This is a genomic window from Chitinophaga sp. 180180018-3 (assembly GCF_037893185.1).
Taxonomy (GTDB): Bacteria; Bacteroidota; Bacteroidia; order Chitinophagales; family Chitinophagaceae; genus Chitinophaga.
In genome coordinates this window covers 3,524,204-3,536,928 of record NZ_CP140772.1, presented here as the reverse complement: position 1 = coordinate 3,536,928, position 12,725 = coordinate 3,524,204, and the positions used below count along the sequence as shown (strand labels likewise).

The 12,725-nt window shown below is 44.7% G+C and carries 8 protein-coding genes; 1 reads left to right on the top strand and 7 read right to left on the bottom strand.

From position 1 onward, the window contains the following. The first annotated feature begins 37 nt into the window (after nt 1–37). Nucleotides 38–589: a thioredoxin family protein gene (locus tag UNH61_RS13975; protein WP_326992564.1), complete on the top strand. Its 552-nt coding sequence runs from the start codon at nt 38–40 to the stop codon at nt 587–589. Nucleotides 590–599: 10 nt separating this feature from the next. Here UNH61_RS13975 and UNH61_RS13970 read toward each other — a convergent pair whose 3' ends face one another. Genes UNH61_RS13970 through UNH61_RS13940 form a run of 7 tightly spaced genes read right to left on the bottom strand, consistent with a single transcriptional unit; the run spans nt 600 to nt 12,679 of the window. Continuing rightward, entirely contained in the window at nt 600–2,078 is a 1,479-nt protein-coding gene (locus tag UNH61_RS13970) for a TolC family protein (RefSeq protein WP_326992563.1), read from the bottom strand. Then, nucleotides 2,059–5,136, bottom strand: coding sequence for an efflux RND transporter permease subunit (locus UNH61_RS13965; protein ID WP_326992562.1), 3,078 nt, complete (start codon nt 5,134–5,136; stop codon nt 2,059–2,061). The genes UNH61_RS13970 and UNH61_RS13965 overlap by 20 nt, the downstream gene beginning before the upstream one ends. Then, nucleotides 5,133–8,279, bottom strand: a complete 3,147-nt coding sequence (locus tag UNH61_RS13960) for an efflux RND transporter permease subunit (RefSeq protein ID WP_326992561.1) — start codon at nt 8,277–8,279, stop codon at nt 5,133–5,135. The genes UNH61_RS13965 and UNH61_RS13960 overlap by 4 nt, the downstream gene beginning before the upstream one ends. A gap of 17 nt (nt 8,280–8,296) precedes the next feature. Continuing rightward, nucleotides 8,297–9,382: an efflux RND transporter periplasmic adaptor subunit gene (locus UNH61_RS13955; protein ID WP_326992560.1), complete on the bottom strand. Its 1,086-nt coding sequence runs from the start codon at nt 9,380–9,382 to the stop codon at nt 8,297–8,299. Nucleotides 9,383–9,384: 2 nt separating this feature from the next. Then, nucleotides 9,385–10,854: a TlpA disulfide reductase family protein gene (locus UNH61_RS13950; protein WP_326992559.1), complete on the bottom strand. Its 1,470-nt coding sequence runs from the start codon at nt 10,852–10,854 to the stop codon at nt 9,385–9,387. A 21-nt stretch (nt 10,855–10,875) separates the two neighbouring features. Further along, a complete protein-coding gene (locus UNH61_RS13945) occupies nt 10,876–11,433 on the bottom strand; it encodes a hypothetical protein (RefSeq protein WP_326992558.1) in 558 nt (185 codons plus the stop codon). 1 nt (nt 11,434) lies between these two features. After that, nucleotides 11,435–12,679, bottom strand: a complete 1,245-nt coding sequence (locus UNH61_RS13940) for a 6-bladed beta-propeller (protein ID WP_326992557.1) — start codon at nt 12,677–12,679, stop codon at nt 11,435–11,437. Between the last annotated feature and the right edge of the window lie 46 nt (nt 12,680–12,725).

The window sequence follows — 12,725 nt, the reverse complement described above, 5'->3', positions numbered from 1 at the left end:
AGGGAAATGATCATTACATTTGATAAAACCAATCATTATGCGCCCATTAGTAGTAACCTTATCGTTTTTATTGTCAGCATGTACATTTACCGCATTAAAAGCCCAGGATGCGCCGCCTGCTGCTGAACAGATCGTACAGGACGCCTGCACAAAGGCTGCCGGTAACAACAAAAAAGTATTCGTGATTTTCCATGCTTCCTGGTGTGGCTGGTGCCATCGGATGGACACTGCCATGAATGACGCTGCCTGTAAAAAAGCGTTTAACAACAATTATGAGATCCGCCACATTACGGTATTGGAGAACGGTGCGAAAAAATCACTCGAAAACCCCGGTGGTGGCGATTTGTTAGCCAAATATCATGGCGATCAGGAAGGTATTCCGTTCTGGCTGGTATTAGACAGCAAAGGGGCATTGCTGGCCGATAGCCGCATGAAAAGTCCTACGGGAAAATTACAGAATGTAGGCTGCCCGGCTCAAAAAGAGGAAGTGGACTATTTCTTAGGGATCCTCGAAAAAACGTCCCGCATGAAACGCTCAGAGCTGGATGCTATCCGGGAACGGTTCAGTAAGATTGCGACAACGCATTAAGCATATTTGCTTAATCGCGGATGCTTAGTTTTAACTGGTTGTTCGCGGCGAAATCATACAGGGTCAGTTTTCTCAGGGAATAATATAGTTCCCAATAGATTTTTAATACCTGTACATAACGGCTGCTCGCTTCATCCTTTTGCTGCTGCGCGATATTAAAGTCGTTCAGAGAGATGTTGCCGGAGAGATATCTTGTTTTCTCCAGCTCATATCGCTGAACAGCAATTTCACGGGCAACGATAGCTGCAGAGAGTAGCTGCTGCTGAAAGTTCCATCGGGAAACGCTGTTGAATACTTCCTGTTCCATAGCGATCTGGGTTTGTCGATTGCGCGTTTTTACCATTGCCAGATTGGTAATAAATTTTTGTTTTTGCAGACGATTGTATCCCCAGTTAATAATTGGGATGTTGAATGAAACACCCAGGTTGCGTTGTTGCTCCAGATCGCTATACAAACTCTTGAAAGCGTTGGCTGTACGGGTAAACCCTAAGTTCGCATTAATATTGAAGTATACGCTGTTTTGAGCTCTTGCCTGCGCCAGCTGCTGGGCTGCCTCCAGCTCCATCTGACGGGCATCAAAAACAGATCTGTTGTTGTTATGGCTTTGTTGCAGCGCAGTTTGTACATCTATCTGGAAAAAGTGAACATCATCAGGCATACGTAGTTGCACGGGAGTGCCTGGCGGTAACACAAGGTATTCCAGGAAACGTTTTGTAGTCATCGTATAGTTAATGCTATCCTGCAATAACTCGTTTTTTACATTTAACAGATTGAGTTGTAACTGCAGCAGCTCACTCTTACTGACGGTGCCCAGTGTAAATCGTTGCTGGGAGATTTTATAGAGTGTATCGGCATTAGCGTAGTTTTGTATAGCCAGGTGTAATGCAGATTGTATCTGAAGCATTTCAAAATAGTAGCCTACCGTTTTAAGGCTGATATCTTCTCCCTGTTCCAACAAACTCTTCTCAGCAGTTTCAACCCTGGCCAGTGCCGTTTTCTGCTGCCATTTATAAGCATTGTAGCCCACCATATTTTGCATGTAGGAAATGGTAACAGGCACGGATGAATAAGTAGTGCTGCGGTTTTTACCAAATACATCTGCTCTGTTCAGTGAAGAGGAGAGCGTAAATGTACCGCCGGTTGGTAACACCGGTTGCGACAGGTTTAAAGACAGATTACTGACTGCCTGATCCTGTCCCACGAAATAAGGCTCTCCGTTTGGAAGTGTAATCAGCCCTATAGCGCGGGTATAGTTAGGAAAGGTGCCGCTCATACTGAGATTGGGATACCGGCTGCTAATAAAACTTTTATAATCTACATAGCTATATTCATAGGCCTGTCTTGCTGCCTGGTAATCCAGGGAGTATTGCCGGGCAGTATTAATGGCGTCTTTCAGATCCATGGTGGCAATACCCTGCTGGGCATTCAGCTGCAGGCTGAGGATACCGAAAAAAAAGAATAGCCAATTTCTATAGTGAAGCCACTTCATCTGGTATATTGATTTTTTTAAGAGTGATGTGATGCCGGTTTTTCCGGAGATAAAAGAAACGGTATAACATAGGGATCACCAGCAGGCTCACAAACATACCGGGGATCATTCCGCCGATTAAGGCAATTACCAATGGTTGCTGCAACAGACTACCCGGATCACGCATAAAAAGTGTGGGTAATAAGGTGCCCGTGGTGGTTAAGGTGATCATTACAATTGAATGCAATCTTTTCTTCCCGGCGGTATGAATAGCACTGTCAAGCGCAACTCCGCTATTAACCAGCTGGTTAATAGCATCGATTTTCAGGATAGAATCATTGATAATGATCCCGCACATTACTATCAGTCCTATCATCGACATCAGGTTAATACTGGAGCCGGTAACATAAAGCAGTAGTACTGCTCCGGCCATATCCAACGGGAGTTCCACCAAAATGATCACTGGTTGTAGCAGTGACTCGAACTGGGCCGCCAGAATGAAATAGAGTAACAGAACAGAGATAAGGAGAATAAACCCTAATTCGCGGACCAGCTGCTGATTGTAAAAATAGCTGCCTTTTACTTCCAGGGTCGGAGGTGGATACTTTTTTATGAGCGGCCTTAGTAATCTTAATTCCTTTCCGGGATCAGGCGTACTGACATCAATAGGATAATACAAACCCTGTGCACCGCCGGTAATGTATTTATAGTCGTATTCATCAGTGATGCTGACGAATGACTTTACGGGAAAGGATTTTCCCGAACCATTGTAAACAAACAGGTCACTTAGCAATTCATCGGGTGTTATCGCCGAATCAGTGCCGATTACTACCGGTATCATTGCAGCACTACCCTGTATTTCATCAATTTGTTTCGCCTTTAATTTTGAGGACAGGGTATTCATTATTGCAGCAGGCTGGATATTATATAACGCCAGTAGTTCATAATTGATATGTACTTTTAGATTTTTACGCAATGCCGGAGGAGGAATTTTAACAGTAGGAGCCAGGCGATTGATTTCTCCGACCATTGTTGTGGAAGATGCAATATCAGGCATCTGCCGGTTGCCATTATGATATAGTTGTAATACCAGTGGCGCCTGTTGTTGCCCAAACAATTGTTCCAGCGGTGTTGCTGCCGGGGTAAAACGGAAGTCTGCAGATATATAATGTTCATGAAAGTAATTACTTACTTCCCGTTTTATTTCTTTTAGCTGGCGGGCCTCTGTAGTTTCTATATAAACCAGCGCCTGGGTTGCATCCATGTCATAGTTCCGGTTGATCATATATTGTTGCTGGCCTATCCAACAGTTGTATAGGGAGATGTTTTTACTTAGTTGGTCCATCATAGCTTTTATCCGCGCATTATTTTCCTCGTATGAAAGTGGTTCATTCCAGTTTACACGCAGCTCTACATTGTGTGCATCAAGGTCTGGAAACCGTTCCCATGACATCTTGTTAAAAGCTATAACAGCTGCTATTACCATTAGCAGATTACCTATGAGCATCGTACGAGGCAATTTCATTGCCAGATGTAATCCTTTTTCGTATAGGCGGTCCAGATAGCCGTCACGATCTACCGCACTACGTCCGGACGGAATAACAGGCGTCCGTTTTACCAGCCGGTACAATACAGGCAACAATGTCAGCGACACTATCATGGAAACAAAAATGCCGGTGGTCATAGATATAGCTTGTTCATAGAACAATGCGCCAGCCATTCCGCTGAGGAATATAAGCGGCAGAAAAATAGAACAGTTGGTCAGCAACGAGGTGAATAGTGGTTTGGCTACTTCCGAAGTACCAATAACACAGGCATTACGCAAAGGCATCCCTTCGTCGATATACTGGGTAATATTATCAATCACCACAATCGAGTTGTCGATAATCATGCCCAGTCCCAGTATCAGGCCATTGAGCGAAATAATGTTCAGGGAAACATGGAAGCAATAGAAAAGTAACTGACAGAGTACCAGCGACACCGGAATCACCAGGCCGATCAGTAGAGCCAGCCTGACTTTTCTGATAAACAACAATACGAGCACTATGGCGAGGGTGCCTCCCAGCAGAAGATCCTGCTGAAGATTGCTGATGGCGTAATCCAGCAGCGTCGACTGGTCCTGGGCAATTTCAAACCTGAGATCCGGATAGTCTTTACGCATCACATTTATCAGTATCCGGAAATCATGCTGAAGATCTGCCATCCGGGCTCCCGGTTGTTTGATAACAGCGAGATTAACAGCCTGCTGACTACCGGCATAAAAGCCGCCGGTAGGTGGAATATCCTGGATCCGGATGTCGCCCAGGTCCTTCAGTTGTATCAATCTTCCTTTGATATTAACAGGTATATTGGCTGCATCATCAGAACTATACAGGTTGCTGCTGAAATGCAGATAATATTGATATTGGCCGTCCTTTACCATAATATTCCCCAGTTGCAGATTATTTTCCTGCAGCAACTGCTGGATATTACCGGGTTGAATGTTAAGGGTGCGTAACTTATTCTCGTCGGGAACGATCAGGATACGTTGTTTGTTAAGCCCGGTGATATCAGTCATGGCCACTTCAGGAAGCTGCTCAATCCTTTTTTTTATCACTTTTTCTGCAAGATCACACAGGCGGCCAAATGCAGTCGGGTCGCTTTCCGCAGCCAGCCGGATATTACAAAAAAAGGCGGGAATGTCTGTACTGCTGGCTTTTATTACCTGCGGCCTGGCGGCATCCCGTGGGAGGTCATTCATCGATAAGTCTATTTGCTCATTCACCTCAATAAATGAGAGGTGAATATTGGTACCATGTGTGAATTGCAGCTGCAGTTGTGCGCTACCTTCCTGTGTAACGCTATTGATATCTTCCAGTCCGCTTAACTGACGCAGTCGCTCCCGGAGTGGACTGGTAATATGTTGCTCAATATCGTTGGCAGATGCTTCTGCCTGTTTTATCCGTACAGTAATGGTAGGAATGTCGAGATTGGGCATGAGAGATACCGGCAGATAAAGATAGGCTGCAATGCCCAGCAGTACCAGGGAAAGATAGGATAGCAGTACACCCACAGGCCGGTCAACTAAGAATTTCATCATACAGCTTTATTTAATCGCAAGCATAGTGGTAATAACAAACAGGTACCAATAAACGAAAACAGTAATCCTCCGGTAGTGCCAACAGACAAGGTATACCAGAATCCCTGTTCACTGCCGTTCAGCATAAAGGGTAGCATGCTTAGCACAGCGGAAAGAGTGGTAATAAAAATAGGCACTCCTTTGTGCATAAATGCCTTGAGGAAGGTTCGCCTTCTATCCAGGCCCGGACGTTGTTTTTTCAGGTGCTGCATGTCGTTAACCACATATAGCGCACCATTGGTGACAATACCACACAACATAAGCAGGGAAGCATAGCCTCCGTCTCCAAAGGCAATATCCAGGTAGTAGAAAGTAAGAAACACTCCAATGAAAGAAACAGGAATCATCAGGATCACAGCCAGTGGCAGTAACAGCGATTCCAGTAAGATGGCGCATACAAGGTAAATAGCAAGAACAAATGCTGCTATAAGCAAAATGTACCGATGATAACCGCTATCGGAAGAGGAATAGTAATTGCTCCCGGTATCAATATGGTATCCATAGGGCAGGTCTTTCCGGATACTTTTTATGATATCTTTCTGCATTAATTTATTCTGCTCAAAAGTGCCTGTAAACTTGTACAGTATGTTTAATACAAAGGCATGATTTTCTTTGACAACCGCCTGGTTTGTTTTTTCTTTTTCAACAGTCGCAAGGTTACTGATCCGGATGTGCTGACTGTCGCTCAATGGGGTGGGGGCCTGCATCAGCTCCCAGAGAGCTATGGCGCCTGAGGCATGGCTATGCACTTTTAGCGGCAGATAGGTGTCTTCGTACAGCATATCATTGACAGGAACAGAACGCTCATTCCGGCTGTTTAAAGACCCTGCGAGGTTGCCGGCTGTGGTTTGCAGCAACTGCATCAGCTGTTTGTCGTATATGCGTAGGTGATAGGCATAGGTCGAAGACTGATTTACAGCAGTAAAGGGCGACAGGAAGATATCATCTACCCGGGGAATACGTTGCAGCACCTGCTTTAGCCGGGTTGCAAAGTGATAAAGCTGTGCATAGTTATATCCTTTTACTACAAAACTGCTTTCCATCTGTGTATTGCCAACAGTATTGTCGAAAGCATCCCCAACCCCGTATATCTTAAAATCGGCAGCGCCGGAAGTCATAGCTTTATCTTCAAGTCTTTGCTTCAGCTGGCCTGGGAAATGCCTCAAAATACCGGGTTTATAAAAGATAGTGATACCGGCGTTCTGTGCATCACTTACAACGGTTTTAAATAGTGCTATTTCATGAAACTGAGAAAGATATTTTTCGAATTCAAGTACTATTTCATCGATCTGAGTAAGGGTAGCCCCTGGTGGCATTAATACCTCCACCCGTAAACTGGGACGCTCGTTGCTGTGTTCTACCGGAGGATGTTTGTATGCTACGGTATTAACAAAGAGTCGTAAGGTACCTCCCAATAGTTTATCACATATGGGGCGAATCTGGCGGTAAGCACGGCTTTCAGCGATATTGTTATACCAGTGCGACCATTTCCCCCTCGTAGGTATCTCGTCGGGGATCAGAAAAACAGGCAATCCAAAGAGCAGAATAAATCCTATGATCATTTTTTTCCGATGCCTTAGTAACCACAGTATAACGATATCATAACCCCGCTGCAGCCTGATGCTCAGGCGGCCGATATGACGACTATGCTGAGACTGTTGCCTCAACGACACATGCATTAATTGATATAAAGCAGGCGTAAAGAAAAATACAACCGGTAACGATACAATAAGATTAATAAGAATAGCAATGGCAAAATCAACAAGGTTTAGCTGTTGCCGCTCGTCGAGGAAAAATATGACGGATAATGCTATCACCGAAGTAAGTGTGGAAGCGAGGATAGCAAAAAATACCCGGCCCTTTTTCTGTTGCTCCAGGTCTTCAATGATGATGATACTGTTATCTATGGTGAGTCCCAGCGAAATAGTAATGCCGGCAAGTGAATAGAGGTGAATATCAAGCCTGCAGATGTAATAGCCGATAAAAGAAAGGAAGATATTCACGATCATACTGACAACCACCACCAGGAGGTGGGTGAGTTTCCGGGTAACCAGCCATACGAATAGCAGCAGTATTGCCACAGACAGGCCAGTGCGTATATAGAGACTACTCAATTCAGCCTCCAGGTATTCTGTGGAATCGTAGGCCAGCTGTAAATAGTATCCGGGAGGGAGCTGCTGTTGCATTGCCTGGCTGATTTGCTTTTTCAGTAGCAGGGTGTTTGCCTGTGGATCAGCCGAGATACTAAGTGTAACCACCGGCCGGCCGTTGATACGCTGATAACTGGAAGGTGGAGCTTCAGCCAGTTGCAGCCTCGCGATATCGCCCAGCCTGATAAGACGGTTATTGACCCGTTTAACCGGGAGGTCCAGTATCTGAACAGGATCCTGTGTGTTATCATTTTTAATCAGATGCAGCTGACGGGTGGATTGTATGGTGATGCCGGCATCACCACGTGTAAGCAGGGAATGGAGCACTTTGATGATATCATTGGTATTGATATGAATTTGCTGCATTAGTGTGTCAATGCAGGTGAGCTCCCAATATTGCGGAGGCGCGCCAGCTATGCTGATTTGTTTGATATGCCTGATTCCGGCCAGCAGGGGTTGCAGTTGTTCCTGTGCATATTGAGTGAGCGTCTGCGCATCTGATGCGCCATGAAGCTCATATACTAAGAATCCCTCATAGGCATTATCTATACCTGATCTGTTTACTGTGATATTGGGATAGCTTGCACCCAAAGGCAATTGCGGATAGAGCTGACGTAGGAGGGAGGAGGCTTCCAGCCTGAACACCGCCGGATCGGTCCATTTGTCTAAGGTGATATATACGGTGGCGGTACCGGCACCCGAAATTGATCGGATGCTCTTCACACCATTTAGCCCGGCCACAGCATCCTCCAGGTGAGAGGTGACCTGTAATTCTGTGGCTTCAGGGCTACTCCCGGGAAGATTACAATGAACTACCAGGCTGTTGAGGTCATGTTCCGGCATCAGCTTAACAGCCAGCAAAGGCGTTATAAATACCCCGATAGCCGTCAGTACTGTAAAAATAATAACGGTGCTAAAAGGAGATATCCTTTGTGGATGTAATGCTTGTGGCATAAGTATCAGCGGTGTTATTAAGGTTGTGCAACAGGCATTGCTTTCACTGGTTTATGGTGAGCAAGATTGAAGCTGCCTTTGGATATAATGTTATCATTTTCCTGAAGACCAGATAAAATGGTACTGAATTCGCTGTTTTCTGTTCCTGTTTCTACATAATGCCATATAGCATATCCCCCCTCATAAGTAAATACAACTTTCCTTCCCTGTCTTTCTACGATAGCTGTTTTAGGGACAACCAGCTGCCTTTTGAGCTGCTGTTGTGCTTTAATCCGAACATTCATACCATCGAGCAATTGCCTGCCTTTATTGGGTACCAATGCCCTGACACTGATCAGTCCTGTTTCCTCTACGACCGGATTAATTGCCACTATTCTCCCGGGAAGTGCCAGTATCGGATCGTTAAAGGGGCTGACACTAACTTCCTGACTTGCTTTTATGAATGGCAGCTCCGATTCCATGACGTTGAAATCAACAATGAATTCACTATCGTCTATCAGCAGGCAGCCTTTGCTATAGGTGTCGCTCATGTTGTAAGGCTGTATATCAAGACCGGCAATAATGCCGGCGAAGGGAGCACGGATCTCGGCCTGGTCATAGTCCATAGCAGCTTCGGAAAGCTCGATCATGTTTTGTTTGTACCCACTGCGGATCAGCGCGGCCTGGTTGATGCCGGGAGGCAACGAGGCGGAATCCTTCGCGTTATACCCCATTGTCAGCAGACGGTCTTCATAATCCAACCGCGACTGCGCAAGATGTATTTTTCTTGCTTCCAGTGCGTTCGCCAACCGGTTACGATCCAGCGACGCAATGACCTGTCCCTGTTCCACATGCATGCCATTTTGCAGGTTTACAGCAGTAATCTGCCCCGCCTGCCGGAAGCGCAACTGGGCTTTACGACGGGCGCTTAATTTACCATTACATACCAGTTCTTTGTGAAAGTTTTTGCGGGTAAGTTTAAAATAGCTGATGCTGGTGGTATCGTTGAAGATATTTACCGTTTTTTCCGGCGGAAGTGTAGCCTGTCCTGTACTGCATGCCTGCAGCACAATGGCGGTTATGCCGGGTATTAATATTTGCTGGAAGGAAGAACTGGTTTTCATATTTATTGATTTAACAGTTGGGTAATGGCTGTACTGATAGTTTCGAGATCACCCGGCCTTGGCGCTATCCGCTGTGTAATTGTTCCGTTTTTATCTATCAACATATAGCGCGGTATACCTATAATGGGGATCCTTTTATTAAGAAGATCAAACTCCTGGTCACTCAAACGATAATGTTCACCCTGTATCTGCTCTCTTTTGATGGCTTTTTCCCAGGAGCTCTGGTCGCAGTGAATGGCGAGATAGAGGAAGACTACCGGCTTATTGATAAACTTCTTTTTTAACATAGGGGTCTGCCGCATTTCCTCTATACAAGGCACACACCAGGGCGCCCAATAGTCTACATAAACTACATTTCCTTTGTATTTAGCACCCAATACCTGTAATATGTCAGGGATAGTATCGGCCATGTTGTTCAATAGATGTGTTTTGTCGGGTAGATTATTATTGATGCTCTGCTGGAGCTGTTGATTAAGAAAGGCAATACGTCTGCTGATAGCAGTATTGCCGATATGTTGCCGGAGGTATTGTATAGTTGCCGGATGCAGGGGAAGGCTGCGGTGCAGGCTATCTGCGGCCATATTGGCGAGCAGCAGGTCCTGACCTGTTCCCTTGCTTACCTGGCCGGCGATATAGGCTAGCTCCTGTACTTTGGGATTGTTATGCTCCTTTAATTGCAGGTATATAAGATAATTATTGATGAAGTCGTAATAGACATCAGTTAATACCGCATCATTGTTGTTAACCGGCAGGGTAGAGAGAAAGTTTTGATAAGCTACCGGCGGAAAAGACTGATTCCCTGTGGTGTTATACCAGTAGGCCAGCACATCGGCGCCGGCACTATAGCGGATGTAATTCGTGGTACGCAGGTAACACAAAGCGGATACCACGCCTGCCTGCTGCCACGCATGGAGCGTATCCTGCTGAAGCTGCATTTTCTGCAGACGCCAGCTGAGGTATTGATCTGCCGTCATATTTTGTGCCTGCTCGTTGCTCAGAGGATTTATGATACGGTTTAGCCGGTACATATAGTCGTTCAGGTTAGTATTGATGGCTGCAGCGCTCCCTTTAAATAAAATCACCTGCCTGTTGTTATGGAATTCTGCCAGCTCCTCCACAGTATGCACGTGCCGGATATCCGCTGTATCCAGGGATATCTGAAGGTCCTTGCCCGGAACGGCATACAAATAAATAAGGGTATGATCGAAGTCGAGCATTATTTCCTGGGGGTTGAATAATGGCACTGATGCATTGAAATGTCCCGAACTGTCCAGCTGCGCAATCACTTGCTCCTGTTGACCGTAGGGCGTATTATACACTACTTTCAATAGCTGAAAAGTACTGCTGGCCGGGTGATAGTTCCGGATGTTACCTCCGAGACGAAACGAGTCTGCTTTGAATACAGGCTGATGCTGCGCTACCGCCAATAAAGAGGTCGATATTAAGTAGATTGTTAGAAAATACCTGCCCATGTCGTAATAATTGTGATGTAATCAGGATGGTACATTAAAGAAAGATTCCGCATTATAGAGGTATTCAACGGTGGGTAACGGATTTTCTTTAAATGGCACAAAAAGATCGCTCCCGATCAATTGGCTATTTACTTTAAAAAGAAACGGAGCATCATAGTATTCAGCTTTGAAGCCCATTTTGCTGTCCTTCATGTTATAGATGGTAAACCGGTTGCTATACTTTTTATAGAAAAGGTAAAAACTACGGTATACCCTAAACGAAGAAAGGATGATGATATTCTCGTTGCCAATCTTGTCGCTGGCTGCCGTTAATTTATCCAGGAGATCGTTTACGCAAACATCGCAGCTTTGATCAGAAAACCTCATCATAAGCCTGGGCTTTCCTCCTATGGCTTCCTGTAACGTTTTAGGATGAGTTGTATCCAGACCGGTCAATTTGCAATTATTCAGATGTAGCTGTTCCGGGCTATTTTCAATCTCTTTCCTGCTCTCTGCCATACGCTGCTTTACGCTCTTCTTGCCTGAACAGCTGCAACACAGTACTGTTACAATCAATATAATCATGTAATTGCCTGTCATGTCAGAAATCTTTTAACTTAAAAAATGCAAGCACAGGATTGTCGATATCCTTTACCGCATCAGTCATAGCTATAAATGAAGGAGGAAGTAATTTAGTAAGCCCGTATTTTTCCATATCACGCCTATGCTCACCTACTTCAACCGCATTCAGGTAGCCTACAAAGGTGTTGCCTATAACATCCACAACATTAGCCGGGCCCATACACCAGGGAATATCATTATTGAAATAGCTGTTACAGAATAGTTTATTTGTTTTTTTGGAATAGTAAGCAAAGATGTATTGTCTATTCATGTTGAGTGTAAGCACGATATGGTTATTACTTTCTAATGGCGCGGAACTGATGTATAATTTATTTCCGTTGTCTTTCTCATATTTCCGGTTGAAGTCTTCAATAGAAAGGTTTTTATCGAATCCTTCCGGTAGCGCATAGTTACCGGCATCAATGAAATAGGTTTTCCTGATGCTGGTATCTGTAATACGGTATATATTGTAACTATAGGATGGATTATAATTGATATGGCCATCTGTTTCAATCAATGCTCTCCTGTTTGTGGCAAGATCCTGTTGTGTCTCCCAATCATAGCCAAATGCAGTGTGATTTACTTTCCATGCCCCTGAGGCAAAGAGTAGTTTAGAGTTTAGTATTCTGTCGAGATGGACATTATCAGAGCGGTCGCTGTTGATAATATATTGATCCCCTGATTTAACAAATTGAACAAAGCGATATTTTGCAATTTCTTCTCTTTTAAGATTCCCCTGGCCATCATAGTGTATGATTTTACTGGTGTGATCGTCATGTACGATAATCTCATCTCTGGCAGTATCAACTACGAATGAGGTAGGATGCAGGTATTCGCCGGGCCCTTTTCCCTTATGACCGATCTGCCGGATGAATTTTCCCTTCTTATCAAACGCTAAGACCTTATTGGAAAGGATATCCAGGATAATATAATTGCCTTTATACTCATTCACCTGGTCTACATAGCTGATGATAGAAGAATCGTTTGTTTCCAGTGGAAGATACCATACGCTGTCTATTACTTCACTGAGGCGAATCTCGTTGTCGGCGGAAAATCGCTGGGGAATCCTGATCGTCGTGAAATGATCACTGGTAACAGCAATATCAGTAACTGAATCGGCCAGTTGTTCGGCAGCATTTTTGTATTCCGGTGGCACACCAATTTTCCTGTGTTGGCAGGCTATAATGAACAGGGCAAGAAGAAAGAGCGGGATACGCATTTGCATAGTTGAGAAAATTGAGAATAGATATGATAGGTGGTTATAAACAGCA